The following is a 15084-nucleotide window of genomic DNA, read 5'->3' as shown; positions in this document are numbered from 1 at the left end:
CAATTAAGGAGATCGCCATGAAACATGACCATTTTGTTGTGCAAAGCCCGGACACACCGGCTAAACAGTTACTGCTTCTGTTTCATGGCGTCGGCGACAATGCCGTCAACATGGGACAGATAGGCAGCTGGTTTGCACCCGTTTTTCCGGAAGCGCTGATTGTCAGCATCGGTGGCGTGGAGCCGTGCGGTCCGAACGGACGGCAGTGGTTCTCCGTTGAGGGCGTGACGGAAGAGAGCCGTCAGGCGCGCGTTGATGCCGCCATGCCTGCGTTTATCGACACCGTACGCTACTGGCAGCAGCAGAGCGGCGTGGGTGCCGACGCGACGGCGCTGATTGGCTTTTCGCAGGGGTCTATCATGTCCCTTGAGAGCGTTAAAGCGCAGCCGGGGCTGGCGTCCCGCGTGATTGCCTTTAACGGCCGCTTCGCGACGCTGCCGCAAAGCGCGACGACGCAGACCACGATCCATCTGATCCACGGGGGTGAAGACCGGGTGATTGAGCTTTCGCATGCGGTTGCAGCCCAGGACGCGCTGATGCGTGAAGGCGGGGATGTGACGCTGGATATCGTGGACGATCTGGGGCATGCCATTGACGATCGCAGCATGCAGTTTGCGCTCGATCATCTGCGCTATACCGTACCGAAGCACTACTTTGATGAAGCGCTCAGCGGCGGTAAGCCGAATGATGATGATATTGTAGAGTTTATGTGAGTTGTCCCTCACCCCCAGCCCCTCTCCCCTTTGGGGAGAGGGTCAGGGTGAGAGGTGTGCACAATTACTTCTTCTGGTCCTTCTTCGGCCAGTCGTCTTCATCGTCCCACTTGTCGTTAAAATCACGATGCGGCGGAAGATCCGGCTTGTTGGCAAGGAACTTTTTATGGTCAACGCGCTTAAGATCTTTAATCACGTTAAGCAGCACGCCTACCAGAAACACCAACACCAGAATCCACCAGTACTTTGAAAGCCAGTCCATTCGCTAATCCTCTGTAAGCACCCGTCAGGCGACGAGCTGCTCCATAATACGTTGATACATGCGGGCCAGCAGTTGTAAATCCGCTGCGTTCACACACTCGTTGATTTTGTGAATCGTCGCGTTAACCGGGCCCAGTTCGACAACCTGTGCACCCATGCGGGCGATAAAGCGTCCGTCAGACGTGCCGCCCGTTGTCAGCAGCTGTGGCTTAATCTCATTATAGTGCGCTATGGCGTTCACCACCGCATCCACCAGTTTACCGCGCTGCGTCAGGAACGGCTGCCCGGAAAGCCACCAGTCAATGGTATAGCGCAGCTGATATTTCTCCAGCAGCGCAACCACGCGTGCTTTGATCGTTTCGTCGGTCAGCTCGGTGCTGAAGCGGAAGTTAAACTGAACGAAGAGATCGCCGGGAATGACGTTGTTACTGCCGGTGCCGGCCTTGATGTTGGCAATCTGCATGCTGGTTGGCGGGAAGAATTCGTTACCTTTGTCCCACTCAATGCCCACCAGCTCGTTCAGCATCGGCGCTGCGCGGTGTACCGGGTTATCCGCCAGGTGAGGATAGGCAACGTGGCCCTGCACGCCATGTAGGGTCAAATTGCAGGTCAGAGAGCCACGGCGGCCATTTTTCACTACGTCGCCCACCACTTCGGTGCTGGACGGTTCGCCCACCAGGCAGTAGTCCAGGCGTTCGTTGCGCGCCATCAGCGCTTCAACGACCTTCACGGTGCCGTTGTGGGCGCTGGCTTCTTCATCAGAGGTGATGAGAAACGCAAGACGGTTTTTATGATTTGGATGCTGGGCAACGAAGCGCTCTGCCGCCACGACCATCGCGGCCAGGGAACCTTTCATGTCCGCCGCGCCGCGTCCAAACAGCATACCGTCGCGGATGGTCGGCTCAAAAGGCGGGTTGATCCAGCGGTCTGCGTCACCCGCAGGAACCACGTCGGTATGTCCGGCAAACGCCAGCGTCTCCCCCTGACCGCGCCAGGCCCAGAAGTTCTGCGTATCGCCAAAATCCATGGGTTCCACGGTAAAACCGATGGCACGCAGGCGCTCAATCATTAGTGCCTGACAACCTGCGTCGTCCGGGCTAAGGGAAGGACGGCGAATAAGCTGCTGAGTCAGCTCAATGACCGGGCATGACATAGACTACACCTCAACGAAAAAATCTGAATAAAGGGTTTCACTGAAACCCAGCAGCATAGGCTGACCTGGCTTGCAGAGCAATGGGCGTTTGATGATTGCCGGCATTTCAAGCATCAGTTTGGCGGCGCTGTCGGCGTTGTCGATCGTGGCCCGGAGAGATTCATCCAGCTTACGCCAGGTGGTCCCGCGGGTATTCAGCAGCGCTTCCCAGCCCAGCTCGTTGATGGCGGAATGGAGAAACGCCGGGTCAAGCCCGTCGGCACGGTAATCGTGAAAGCGATAGTCAATGCTGTGTGCTTCCAGCCAGCGGCGGGCTTTTTTGATCGTGTCGCAATTCTTAATGCCGTACATCACAACCATGGTGAATCCTTTTGTTCTTTTGTGGATTAAATGTTCAATATTTTCGAAGATATATCCTTAAGTGGAATATACCACATTCGGAATTTTTCGTGATTTACAATTCTCCATAATTCAACGAACAGCTGTAAGCTGAATAGTCTTTCATCTTTTAAGCATAGTTGTCCATCCTGTTTAAATAACCAATAAACTCAGAGGGAAATTTAAAATACTGTCATTTTTCTGACTATTTCAAAATATTGCTGTAGGTCACATAAAATTTATCCGGCAACGCTCATAGTGATCTTAAACCCACCCACATAGCGGGGCGCAATCACAGCAATCGGATAAAGTGGCTTCACAATGATGATACGTTTTCGTAGAATGCGCATAATAATAAGAGAGGTTGTTATGATTGAACGTGAAATGGGGAACTGGAAAGACTTTATCGAAGGCATGCTTCGTAAATAAATTCCGGTCAGAATTGCAAGAGCACTTAATTAACTAAAATAACCATAGTGTGAAAACATCACACAATAAAAAGGCGGCCGATAAAGCCGCCTTTTTTATTTCAACGGGTTATTCCGGCTTATCCTTCAGCGGGAAACGGCGGCGTACCAGCACGAAGAACAGCGGGACGAAATAGATCGCCAGAATCGTCGCGGAAATCATTCCACCCATGACGCCCGTTCCCACAGCATGCTGGCTGCTGGAGCCTGCGCCGGAGCTGGTGGCCATCGGCAGGACGCCGAACACAAACGCCAGAGACGTCATCAGGATCGGGCGCAGGCGCTGGCGGCAGGCGTGCAGCGTGGCGGCCATCAGCTCGTGGCCTTTGGCGTTCATCTCGTTGGCAAATTCAACGATCAGAATGGCGTTTTTCGCCGACAATCCGATAACGGTGAGGAGCCCGACCTGGAAATAGACATCGTTTTCCAGGCCGCGCATCCAGGTGGCCAGCAGCGCGCCGATAACCCCGAGCGGCACCACCAACATCACCGAGAACGGCACTGACCAGCTCTCATACAGTGCCGCCAGGCAGAGGAAGACCACCAGCAGCGAAAGAGCATACAGGGCAGGCGCCTGCGCACCGGAAAGCCGTTCCTGGTAGGACATCGCCGTCCACTCCAGGCCAAAACCGGTCGGCAATTGCTGGACCAGCTTTTCCATAATGTCCATTGCAGTACCGGTACTGACCCCCGGCGCGGCTTCCCCGACAATCTCCAGCGCCGAATAGCCGTTATAGCGCTCCAGACGCGGCGATCCGGTCTCCCAGCGGGACGTTGCGAACGCCGAGAACGGCACCATACCGCCGGTGTTATTGCGCACATACCAGCGGTTAATATCGTCCGGCAGCATGCGGTATTTGGCGGCGGACTGAACGTAGACCTTCTTCACGCGGCCACGATCCATAAAGTCATTTACGTAGCTTGAGCCCCATGCCGTTTGCAGGGTGTCGTTAATGTCGTCGATGGAAACGCCCAGCGCCTGCGCTTTACGCTGGTCAATATCCACCTGGAGCTGAGGGCTGTCATCCAGACCGTTATGGCGAACGCGCGTAAGCTGCGGATCGTTCCCGGCCAGCTCCAGCAGTTTATCGCGAGCCGCCATTAACGCATCGTGCCCGGCTCCCGCGTGGTCCTGAAGCTCCATATCAAACCCGGCTGAACTGCCCAGACCGCTGATGGCGGGCGGACTGCTGGCGAAAACGCGCGCTTCCTTGATTTTGTTGAACGCTTTGGTTGCGCGCTCAATGATGGCAAAGGAGGAGCCGGTTTCGCTGTCGCGCTGATCCCAGTCTTTCAGGCGCACAAACATGCGCGCCACGTTTTGCCCGTTACCGCCAGGGCCAGAGCCGACGGTAGAGAAAACGGAGACCACGTTATCTTTTTCCTGGGTATGGAAGTAGTTCTCAACCTTTTCCACCACCTTCAGGGTTTGCTGTTGGGTCGAGCCGCTCGGTAACTGCACGGAGGTGATAAACATGCCGCGATCTTCCAGCGGCAGGAAGGAGGTGGGCAGCCGCAGGAATAAGAAGACCATGCCGCCAAGCAGCAGGACATACACCACCATCCAGCGCATGCTGCGGTGCAGCACCTTGCCCACGCCCGCTTCATAGCGCGCCGCATTACGGTTGAACATGCGGTTAAACCAGCCGAAAAAGCCTTTTTGACCGTGATGCTCACCCTTGTGCAGCGGCTTGAGCAGCGTCGCGCAAAGGGCAGGGGTGAGGATCATCGCCACCAGCACCGAGAGCACCATCGCGGAGACGATAGTGATCGAGAACTGGCGATAAATCGCGCCCGTGGTGCCGCCAAAAAAAGCCATCGGGATAAATACCGCCGACAGCACCATGGCGATACCGACCAGCGCACCCTGAATTTGCCCCATCGACTTGCGCGTGGCCTCGCGGGGCGAAAGCCCTTCCTCGCTCATAATGCGCTCGACGTTTTCCACCACCACGATGGCATCATCCACCAGCAGGCCGATGGCCAGCACCATGGCGAACATGGTCAGGGTGTTGATGCTGTAGCCAAAGGCATACATCACCGCAAAGGTTCCCAGCAGCACCACCGGCACCGCAATGGTGGGGATCAGCGTGGCGCGGAAGTTTTGCAGGAACAGGTACATCACGAGGAACACCAGCGCGATGGCTTCGAGCAGGGTTTTCACCACGTCTTCGATAGAGGCCTTAACGAACGAGGTGGTTTCGTAGGCGACTTTGTACTCCAGGCCGTGCGGGAAATAGTGCGACAGCTCGTCCAGACGATCTAATACCAGCTGCGCGGTCGCCATTTCGTTGGCACCGGAGGCCAGCTTCACCCCTAATCCGGACGCGGCATTGCCGTTAAAACGGCTCAGGTAGTCATATTTTTCCGCCCCCATTTCCACGGTGGCGACATCACCCAGACGCACTTCCGACCCGTCCTGATTCACGCGCAGCGTGATATTACGGAACTGTTCGGGCGTCTGGAGCAGCGACTGGGAGTTGATGGTGGCGTTAAGGGCCTGGTTATCCACGGACGGCGTACCGCCCAACTGCCCCACGGCAATCTGTGCGTTCTGCGATTCGATAGCGTCGGTGACATCCTTGGCGGTCATCTGCACGCTGTTCAGCTTGTTGGGATCCAGCCAGATGCGCATGGAATACTGCGAGCCGTAGGCGTCGATATCGCCCACGCCGTTGATGCGGCTGAGCGGATCCTGGATATTACTGGCGACGTAGTCCGCGATGTCCTGTTTATCCATCGAGCCGTCGGTTGAGACGAACGCGATGGTCAAAATATTGGTGTCACCGGTTTTACGCACGGTAACCCCCTGGTTCTGCACCGCCTGAGGCAGTTTGCGCAGGGCGGATTGCAGCTGGTTTTGCACCTGCTGCACCGCTTCATCCGGATCCGTGCCCGCCGTAAAGCTCAGGGTGACCGTCGCCTGGCCCGTGGCGCTGCTCTGCGAGGACATGTACATCAGGTTATCGAGACCCGTCATGTTCTGCTCGATAACCTGCGTGACGGTATTTTCCAGCGTCTGCGCCGAGGCGCCAGGGTAGTTCGCCGTGATACGCACGTTGGGGGGCGCGAGGTCGGGGTATTGCTCAACGGGAAGTGATGTAATCGCCAGGACACCCGTCAGACACAACAGGATTGCAAGCACCCAGGCAAAAATGGGGCGATCGATGAAAAAATTCGCCATGAAAAAGTGACCTCGTTATGCAGCACGTCATTATTGTATATTGCCCGCAACACTGTAGCGGGAAGGCGCAGGCCAAACGTGGAGAAATAAAGGAGATAATGTAAATTATCATGCGCTTTTTTCAGCGCGCCTGCTTTCTCGCTATTTTTCAGCCCGATCCGCAGGCGTCCGGAACGTTACGCTGACCTGCGTACCACCCTGCGGCGGCTGGGAAAAGCCTAGCGTCCCGCCGAGCCGTCCCGCGCGTTCGCGCATAATGTTCAGACCATAATGCCCCGGCGGTTCACTGGCGTCGCCGATGCCAATACCGTTGTCGCGGATAGTGACCGTGTGCGTGCCGTCCGCAGCGGTGACGCAGCTGACGACGATCTCGCTCGCGTCGGCATGTTTAATCGCATTCAGCACCGCCTCACGCACAATCTGTAAGAGGTGCACTTGTTTTTGCGCGTCCAGCGCCAGGGACGAGAGACGGCAGTCGAGCACCAGTTTCGCCCTGGTCTGGCTTTGCAGCCCGTCAAGAGACTCCTGTAGTGCGGCAGGAAGATTGGCGTGATTGAGCGTCAGACGGAAGGTGGTGAGCAGTTCGCGTAACTGATGCCAGGCGTTATTCAGCTCGCGGGAGAAATCCGTAATGATGGTCTGTGCGGGAGCATTGTCGCCCGGCACGGCATGCTTCAGCAGCGTAAGCTGAATACGCAAATAAGAGAGCACCTGCGCCAGCGAATCGTGCAGCTCGCGGGCGATGGTGGCGCGCTCCTCCATCAGCAGCAGTTGCTGATAGTGCTTCTGCGCCTGATTGAAATAGAGCCCCCGGCCCAGCATCGTCGCCACGCTTTCCATTAGCGGCAGGGGCACATCGCCCGTCGTGCTTTGCCAGCGCAGTTCGCCGTACAGGGTATCCTGCATTAACACCGGTAACGTGTGCATCTTCTCGCCCGGTGTTTCCTGCCCTTCGCACAGCCGCCAGTCGTCGCTGGTGCGCAATTGCAGATAATTCATCTGCGTATATTCATGCACAATCTGCAACATATGCCGGAAGCAGTGGCTGTCTATCTGCCCGGTATTCAGCGCCTGCGAGCATTTGAACAGCATGTCGAGTTGCTGATGCGCTTCATTCAGATGGCGGGTTTTTTCGGCAACGGACTGCTCAAGGGAACGATACAGGGTGTGCAGTTCTGCCGACATATGGTTGAAGGCACGGGAAAGCTGGCCCAGTTCGTTAGGCAGCGCGGTATCCGGCGCGGGGGTATCGAATTGCCCCTGTTCGATACGCTCGCTCGCCGCCACCAGATTATTCAGCGGCAGCACCACCTGACGCCGGATCCGCCGCAGGGTTAATAGCGCCAGCAGCAAAATGCCCAGCCCGCCGGTCAGCGACATGAAAATGACCAGCTGAATTTTATGTTCGGTGTAGTGCTGAAGCGCCAGCACAAAGGCATCTATGCGGCCAACGAAATCCTCAATGTGGTCCTGATACCACCCGGTGTCGCCGCTGGCGATGCGCTTATCCATCTCCTGCCAGGCAAGGTGGAGCTGCCGGTAACGCTGCTTGACGTCCTCCGGCACATACCAGCGGTTTAACTTCTGCAACGCAGGTGCGCTCAGGGTTTTCTGCCAGACCGCGCGGTGTTCTGCCAGCGACGGGCTGGCGCGCTGCATCTCGTAGCCCAGGCGGTAGCTCTGCATGCGCAGCGATCCGGCGATGTTAATCGCCTCGGCGTCGCGCTGGCTGCTGGCGAGCGTGACCAGCGCAATGGCGCTGATTAATACGGACAATACAATCATCGAAAAGAAAGCCCGAGCCAGGCTTCCCGAAACGGGGCGTTTAACGGTCACTCATCAGCTTCCTGAATAAAATTGATCTGCCACAGGTTCACTGGAAATAGTTCGGCTTCCTGGGCATTTGAACATTGCGTCGCCATGCCGCTGTGGGTAAATACGATAACAATAGAAAGAATAAGGTTATTGAACCAAAAACAGGTGTAGTTATGAATCGTTTTATTATGGTCAACGGTCAGGAGTGTATCGGTTGTCGCGCCTGCGAAGTCGCCTGTGTGATGGCGCACAACGGGGAACAGCACGTACTGGGCGAGCGCCATTTTCATCCCCGCATTACGGTCCTTATCTCCGCTACCCGCAATAGCCCCGTCACCTGTCACCACTGTGAAAACGCGCCCTGTGCGCAAAGCTGCCCGAACGGCGCCATCACGCAACACAGCGACAGCGTACAGGTGAATCAACAAAAATGCATTGGCTGTAAAGCCTGCGTGGTGGCCTGTCCGTTTGGCACGATGGACTTGCTGGTCACCCCGCTGGAGAACGACCGCGTGAAGGCCTCGGCGCATAAATGCGACCTCTGCCTGGAAAGGCCGCAGGGTCCGGCCTGCGTCGAAAACTGCCCGGCAAACGTGCTCACGCTGGCTACCCCGGCGGTACTGGATAACCTGGCGAAGTCGCGGCGCGAGCGCAGTGCAAGGCTGGATGCGCAGCCGTGGCACAGCGAAGCGGTTCAGGCAGAATGCCCGCAAACCAAACGGCAGCAGAGGCAAAATACCCCGGCGCGCGGTGAACCGGACAAGCTCAGCCCCGACGCACGCGCCCGCCATTTTAACGAGATCTACCTGCCGTTTCGCCCGGAACAGGCGCACCGCGAGGCATCCCGGTGCCTGAAATGCGGCGAGCACAGCATTTGTGAGTGGACCTGCCCGCTGCATAACCACATTCCGCAGTGGATTGAACGGGTCAGGGCGGGGGACATCGTCGGCGCGGCCGAGCTTTCTCATCAGACCAACTGTTTACCGGAAATTACCGGGCGCGTCTGTCCACAGGATCGATTATGTGAAGGCGCCTGCACCCTGCGGGATGCGTCGGGTGCGGTGACCATTGGCAATATCGAACGGTATATCTCGGATCGGGCGCTGGCGACGGGCTGGATGCCGGACGTCAGCCACGTTATGCCGGTCGGTAAGCGCGTCGCCATCATCGGTGCCGGTCCGGCAGGGCTGGCCTGCGCCGACGTACTGGTGCGCAGCGGCGTCGAGGTCACGGTCTACGATCGTCATCCGGAAATCGGCGGCTTGCTCACCTTCGGCATTCCGGCCTTCAAGCTGGATAAATCCCTGTTAGCGCGGCGCAGAGAGATATTCAGCGCGATGGGTATCCGCTTCGAGCTGAACTGCGAAGTGGGGAAAGACGTGTCGATGGCCCAGCTGCAAAACGACTACGATGCCATTTTCCTCGGCGTCGGCACCTATCGCTCCATGAAAGCCGGTATTCCCCACGAGGACGCGCCGGGCGTGTATGACGCGCTGCCGTTTTTAGTGGCGAACACGCGGAACGTAATGGGTCTTGAGCCCGTCGCTGACGCGCCGTTTATCGACACCCAGGGATTGAACGTGGTGGTGCTGGGCGGGGGCGATACGGCGATGGACTGCGTGCGTACCGCGCTTCGACACGGCGCGGCGAAGGTGACCTGCGCCTATCGGCGGGACGAGGCCAACATGCCGGGCTCCAAAAAAGAGGTTAAAAACGCGAAAGAAGAGGGCGCGGCGTTTGAATTTAACGTTCAGCCGGTTGAGCTTACGCTGGATGCCGACGGCAAGGTCAACGGCATTCGAATGCTGCGCACCGCGCTGGGCGAGCCGGACGCGCAGGGGCGGCGGCGGCCTGTTCCGGTGGCGGGCAGCGAGTTTGTGATGCCTGCTGATGCGGTGATCATGGCGTTCGGGTTTACTCCGCACGCCATGCCGTGGCTTCAGGCACAGGGCGTCGACACCGACGATCGGGGGCGTATCAGGGCGTCCGTGGAGAGCCGTTATCACTACCAGACCTCGAATCCGCAGATTTTTGCCGGCGGCGATGCGGTGCGCGGTGCGGATCTGGTGGTCACCGCGATGGCGGAAGGGCGCCACGCCGCGCAGGGGATCATGGACTGGCTTGGCGTGCCGCCGCGCAGCATGCATTAACGCCGACGGGCGACAAAGCGGGCTTCACGGCGTAGTATAAACAGACTCATTTTGCCGTGGAGCCCGTATGTCCCTGAACATTAGCGTTATTAAAGACAAAATCCTTTCTGAAAATTACTTTGTCCTGCGTAACATCACTTACGATCTGACCCGCAAGAACGGGGACGTTATTCGCCACAAACGCGAAGTCTACGACCGGGGCAACGGGGCAACCATTCTGCTGTATAACCGTGAAAAGCAGAGCGTGGTGCTGATCCGCCAGTTTCGCATCGCCACGTGGGTCAATGGCAACGCGGACGGACGTCTGATTGAAACCTGCGCAGGCCTGCTTGATGACGATGAGCCGGAAGTGTGTATCCGCAAAGAGGCCATTGAGGAGACGGGTTTTGAAGTGGGTGCGGTGCAAAAAGTCTTTGAGCTTTTCATGTCCCCTGGCGGCGTCACCGAGCTGGTCCACTTCTTCATTGCGGAATACACCGATGCCCAGCGCACGCACCGGGGCGGCGGCGTGGATGACGAAGACATTGAAGTCCTGGAAATGCCTTTTGCTCAGGCTGTCGACATGGTGAAACGTGGCGAGATCCGCGACGGTAAAGCGGTGATCCTGTTGCAGTATCTGCAAACCAGCGGGCTGATGAGCGCTGCGCCGCGAGCGTGATAAGTTGTATTTGAGATAAATCTATCCGATAAATCCGATTGAGCCAGCCCGTCCAGGGCACGAAGATACGCCCCAGATTGACCTTTTCGTTTTCCGGGGCTGTGCCATTCATGCGCTACTGCGTTTTTCTTCTCTTCTTCATTTGCGTGCTTCCTGCGCCTCTGGCGTGGGCTGCACCTGCGCAGCAGTCTTTTTCTGACTGGCAGGTTACCTGCAACAACCAGAATTTCTGCGTGGCGCGAAACACCGGCGAGCATCGCGGTCTGGTCATGACGCTGAGCCGCAGCGCGGGAGCCAAAACGGACGCCAGCCTGCGCATCGATCTCGGCGGGCTTTCTGCGCCTCCGGTGAAAGAGCCTGACATCGCCCCGCGCCTGCTGCTCGACAATGTTCCGCTTACGCTCACGTCGAAGCACTGGCAGTTAACCCCCTGGCACCTTAAAACAGACGATACGGGCACCATCACCACGTTTCTCAAAACCATTCAGGAAGGTCAGGCGCTGACCCTGCGCGGCGGGAAGCAGACGATCTCCCTGGCCGGTCTGAAAGCGGCGCTGCTGTTTATCGACGCCCAGCAAAAACGCGTCGGCAGCGAAACGGCATGGATTAAAAAAGGGGACAGTCCACCGCTGAGCGTGCCGCCTGCGCCCGCCTTAAAAAAGGTGGCCGTGGTGAACCCGACGCCAACGCCGCTGACCCATCGCGAACTGAACGATCTGCTGGATTACGGTACCTGGCGCATGAACCACAGCCAGTGCTCCCTCGATCCGAACCGACGCGAAGTGCGCGTTACCGCGTTGACCGATGACAAAGCGCTGATGATCATCAGCTGTGAGGCGGGGGCGTACAATACCGTCGATCTGGCGTGGCTGGTGTCGCGTAAAAAACCCTTTGCGGCCAGAAGCGTGAAATTGCGCCTGCCGTTTACCCCGTCCAGCCAGAGTAGCGACATGGAGCTGATGAATGCCAGCTTCGATGAAAAAACGCGCGAGCTGACGACGCTGGCGCTGGGACGCGGGATTGGCGACTGTGGGATCCAGACCCGCTGGCGTTTTAACGGCCAGCGTTTCCGCCTGGTGCGCTACGCGGAAGAGCCAAGCTGTGATAACTGGAATGGGCCAGATGCCTGGCCCACGCTGTGGATCACGAGGTAGTTTTGCCGGGTGGCGCTGCCGCTTACCCGGCCTACGTTTTGGCGATTTGTAGGCAGCCGCCACCCGGCAACGCAGATCGCACTACAGCACGCTTAGCGCTTTCTCCACTACGTTCTCAACGGTAAAGCCGAAGTACGGGAACAGCTTATCGGCCGGAGCGGACTCGCCGTAGCCCCGCATGCCCACAATCGCCCCTTTCAGCCCCACGTACTTATACCAGTAGTCGGCAATACCCGCCTCCACCGCCACGCGCGCTGCAACATTCGAAGGCAGCACCGATTCCCGGTACGCTTCATCCTGCGCATCAAAGATATCCGTTGAAGGCAGAGAAACGACGCGCACCGCGTGACCTTCGGCAGTCAGCTTCTCCGCCGCTTTCACGGTGATTTCCACTTCGGAACCGGTGGCAATCAGGATCACGTCCGGCTTGCCGCCGCTGTCTTTCAGAATGTATCCACCGCGGGCGATATTTTTCACCTGCTCTGGCGTGCGCTCGATCTGCGCCAGGTTCTGGCGCGACAGGATCAGCGCCGTAGGGCCGTTATGGCGCTCAACGGCCAGCTTCCATCCCACTGCCGCTTCAACCTGATCGCACGGACGCCAGGTGCTGAAGTTTGGGGTTAACCGCAGGCTCGCCAGCTGCTCTACCGCCTGGTGCGTCGGGCCATCTTCACCCAGTCCGATGGAGTCGTGGGTATACACCATGATCTGCCGTGCTTTCATCAGTGCCGCCATACGCGCCGCGTTACGGGCATATTCGACAAACATCAGGAAAGTGGCGGTGTACGGCACGAAGCCGCCGTGGTGGGCGATGCCGTTGGCAATGGCGGTCATCCCGAACTCGCGCACGCCGTAGTGGATGTAGTTCCCGGCAATGTCTTCCTTCAGGGATTTAGAGCCGGACCAGATGGTGAGGTTGCTTGGCGCCAGGTCCGCCGAGCCGCCCAGCAGTTCGGGCAGGATCGGGCCAATGGCGTTCAGGGTATTCTGCGACGCCTTACGGGTGGCGATTTTCGCCGGGTTGGATTGCAGGTTCTCAATCAGGGCCTGGGTTTTTTCTTCCCAGTCCTCCGGCAGGCCGCCGCTCATGCGGCGGGTAAACTCGGCGGCCAGCTCCGGGTGCACTTTTTTGTAGGCGGCAAATTTTTCGTTCCACGCGTGCTGCGCTTTCTCACCGTCCTCGCGCGCATCCCAGGCTCTGTAGATCTCTTTTGGGATCTCAAAGGCCGGGTGTTTCCAGCCGAGTTTCTGACGGGTCAGCGCCACTTCCTCTTCACCCAGCGCCGCGCCGTGCGCCTCTTCTTTGCCCGCCTTGTTCGGCGAGCCGAAGCCGATGGTGGTGCGGCAAATAATCAGGGACGGTTTATCCTTGACGCTCTGCGCTTCCTGAATTGCTTTTTTCACCGCTTCCGGATCGTGGCCGTCGATCTCGTGCACCACGTGCCAGTGATAGGCCTCGAAGCGCTTCGCCGTATCGTCGGTAAACCAGCCCTCGGTTTCTCCGTCAATGGAGATGCCGTTGTGATCGTAGAAGCCAATCAGCTTGCCCAGCCCCAGCGTGCCCGCCAGCGAGCAGACCTCGTGGGAGATCCCCTCCATCAGACAGCCGTCGCCCATAAAGACGTAGGTGTAGTGATCGACAATCTCGTGGTCGGGCTGGTTGAACTGCGCGGCCAGCGTACGCTCGGCAATTGCCAGGCCGACGGCGTTCGCCAGCCCCTGGCCCAGCGGGCCGGTGGTCGTTTCAACGCCCGGCGTATAGCCAATTTCCGGGTGGCCCGGCGTTTTGGAGTGCAGCTGGCGGAAGTTTTTTAACTCCTCAAGCGGCAGGTCGTAGCCGGAAAGGTGCAGCAGGCTGTAGAGCAGCATTGAGGCGTGACCGTTGGAGAGAATAAAACGGTCCCGGTCATACCAGGTCGGGTCAGTGGGGTTGTGCTTCAGAAAGTCGTTCCACAGCACTTCAGCGATATCAGCCATCCCCATGGGGGCGCCAGGGTGGCCGGAATTGGCTTTTTGTACGGCATCCATGCTGAGGGCGCGAATGGCGTTGGCGAGCTCTTTACGGGACATAGTTCACTCCGTGGCAAGGTTAAAGTTTGGCGGCAAGAAGATCTTCGAGTTTGCGCTGGTCGACGGCGAACTGACGGATGCCGTCCGCCAGTTTTTCCACGGCCATTGGATCCTGATTGTGCTCCCAGCGGAATTCCGCTTCGGTCATGGCTTTCGGTTTTGGCAGCACGGTAGAGGTTGGCACCAGCTTGCGGATCACCGTTTCATCGCTCTCCTGTAGCTTTTTCAGCAGGTCAGGGGAGATGGTCAGGCGGTCGCAGCCCGCGAGCGCGAGGATCTGCTCGGTGCGGCGGAAGCTGGCCCCCATCACGATGGTTTCATAGCGGTGCTGCTTGTAATAGTCGTAGATATTACGCACCGATTTCACGCCCGGATCTTCGTCCACCACGTACGGATCCATCGGCTGTTTCGCCTGATACCAGTCGTAGATACGTCCGACAAACGGGGAGATCAGGAACACGCCCGCTTCGGCACAGGCACGCGCCTGGGCAAACGAGAACAGCAGCGTCAGGTTGCAGTGGATCCCCTCTTTTTCCAGCACTTCTGCCGCGCGGATACCTTCCCAGGTGGACGCAAGCTTAATCAGAATGCGCGACTTATCGATTCCCTGCTCCTGATAGAGCTCCACCAGGCGGCGAGCCTTGTTAATGCTCTTTTCCTGGTCGAACGAGAGGCGGGCGTCCACTTCGGTGGAGACGCGTCCCGGAATGCTTTTAAGAATTTCCGCACCGATATTGACCGCCAGCTTGTCGCTGGCTTCGGCGACCTGCTGCTCCTGCGTTTTCCCGCGCTGTTTGCCGTAGGTAAGAGCGTCATCAATCAGATGACTAAAGTGCGCAAGCCCCGCCGCCTTGAGCAGCAGCGAGGGGTTGGTGGTCGCGTCTTCCGGCTGATAGTGACGAATCGACTCGATGTCGCCGCTGTCTGCAACCACGGTGGTAAATTGTTTGATGCCGTCTAGCTGGTTCATAATTACTCCTTGGAAATAAAAGAGTTAGTCGAGTGCGTTAGTTCACACTTCTGAGAAAATCATGATGGACTTAACAAAAAAGCATAGCAGACGGGGGAGGCATTGCCCTCT

12 protein-coding genes are annotated in these 15084 nt (G+C 57.9%); 5 read left to right on the top strand and 7 right to left on the bottom strand.

Translation table 11 applies throughout. The features are described from left to right. Nucleotides 1–17 precede the first annotated feature (17 nt). The gene (ypfH, locus tag IM300_RS12090) at nt 18–713 is read left to right on the top strand and encodes an esterase (RefSeq protein WP_193036671.1); all 696 of its coding nucleotides are present in this window, start codon (nt 18–20) and stop codon (nt 711–713) included. Nucleotides 714–777: 64 nt separating this feature from the next. On the opposite strand, the gene IM300_RS12085 is transcribed toward ypfH, so the two are convergent. Genes IM300_RS12085 through IM300_RS12075 form a run of 3 tightly spaced genes read right to left on the bottom strand, consistent with a single transcriptional unit; the run spans nt 778 to nt 2487 of the window. Further along, nucleotides 778–975, bottom strand: coding sequence for a YpfN family protein (locus IM300_RS12085; RefSeq protein WP_000383991.1), 198 nt, complete (start codon nt 973–975; stop codon nt 778–780). Nucleotides 976–999: 24 nt separating this feature from the next. Beyond that, the gene (gene dapE, locus IM300_RS12080) at nt 1000–2127 is read right to left on the bottom strand and encodes a succinyl-diaminopimelate desuccinylase (RefSeq protein WP_063450476.1); all 1128 of its coding nucleotides are present in this window, start codon (nt 2125–2127) and stop codon (nt 1000–1002) included. 3 nt (nt 2128–2130) lie between these two features. Beyond that, on the bottom strand, nt 2131–2487 hold the full coding sequence (locus tag IM300_RS12075; RefSeq protein WP_063868068.1) for an ArsC family reductase: 357 nt from the start codon (nt 2485–2487) through the stop codon (nt 2131–2133). Nucleotides 2488–2874: 387 nt separating this feature from the next. Between IM300_RS12075 and ypfM the strand changes: the two genes are divergently transcribed. Beyond that, the gene (ypfM, locus tag IM300_RS12070) at nt 2875–2934 is read left to right on the top strand and encodes a protein YpfM (RefSeq protein ID WP_102751470.1); all 60 of its coding nucleotides are present in this window, start codon (nt 2875–2877) and stop codon (nt 2932–2934) included. A gap of 108 nt (nt 2935–3042) precedes the next feature. Here the strand turns inward: ypfM and acrD are convergent, their stop codons facing one another. Both acrD and narQ read right to left on the bottom strand, forming a co-directional pair. Beyond that, complete coding sequence (gene acrD / locus IM300_RS12065; protein WP_193036669.1) at nt 3043–6156, bottom strand: multidrug efflux RND transporter permease AcrD; 3114 nt, start codon at nt 6154–6156, stop codon at nt 3043–3045. Nucleotides 6157–6297: 141 nt separating this feature from the next. Beyond that, the gene (narQ, locus tag IM300_RS12060; protein WP_193036667.1) at nt 6298–7992 is read right to left on the bottom strand and encodes a nitrate/nitrite two-component system sensor histidine kinase NarQ; all 1695 of its coding nucleotides are present in this window, start codon (nt 7990–7992) and stop codon (nt 6298–6300) included. A gap of 152 nt (nt 7993–8144) precedes the next feature. Between narQ and aegA the strand changes: the two genes are divergently transcribed. The 3 genes from aegA (at nt 8145) to IM300_RS12045 (ending at nt 11933) form a co-directional block, all read left to right on the top strand. Then, entirely contained in the window at nt 8145–10121 is a 1977-nt protein-coding gene (gene aegA / locus IM300_RS12055) for a formate-dependent uric acid utilization protein AegA (RefSeq protein WP_193036665.1), read from the top strand. Between the two features lie 67 nt (nt 10122–10188). Beyond that, complete coding sequence (gene nudK, locus IM300_RS12050) at nt 10189–10779, top strand: GDP-mannose pyrophosphatase NudK (RefSeq protein WP_063868080.1); 591 nt, start codon at nt 10189–10191, stop codon at nt 10777–10779. 110 nt (nt 10780–10889) lie between these two features. Then, nucleotides 10890–11933, top strand: coding sequence for a DUF1176 domain-containing protein (locus IM300_RS12045; RefSeq protein WP_107533463.1), 1044 nt, complete (start codon nt 10890–10892; stop codon nt 11931–11933). Between the two features lie 81 nt (nt 11934–12014). Here IM300_RS12045 and tkt read toward each other — a convergent pair whose 3' ends face one another. Continuing rightward, a complete protein-coding gene (tkt, locus tag IM300_RS12040; protein WP_193036663.1) occupies nt 12015–14003 on the bottom strand; it encodes a transketolase in 1989 nt (662 codons plus the stop codon). Between the two features lie 19 nt (nt 14004–14022). Then, the gene (gene tal / locus IM300_RS12035; protein WP_193036661.1) at nt 14023–14973 is read right to left on the bottom strand and encodes a transaldolase; all 951 of its coding nucleotides are present in this window, start codon (nt 14971–14973) and stop codon (nt 14023–14025) included. Nucleotides 14974–15084 lie beyond the last annotated feature (111 nt).

Origin of the sequence: Enterobacter cloacae complex sp. I2, from assembly GCF_014896205.1 — a bacterium.
GTDB classification, from domain to species: domain Bacteria; phylum Pseudomonadota; class Gammaproteobacteria; order Enterobacterales; family Enterobacteriaceae; genus Enterobacter; species Enterobacter quasihormaechei.
This window is presented reverse-complemented; position numbering and strand designations above follow the sequence as displayed.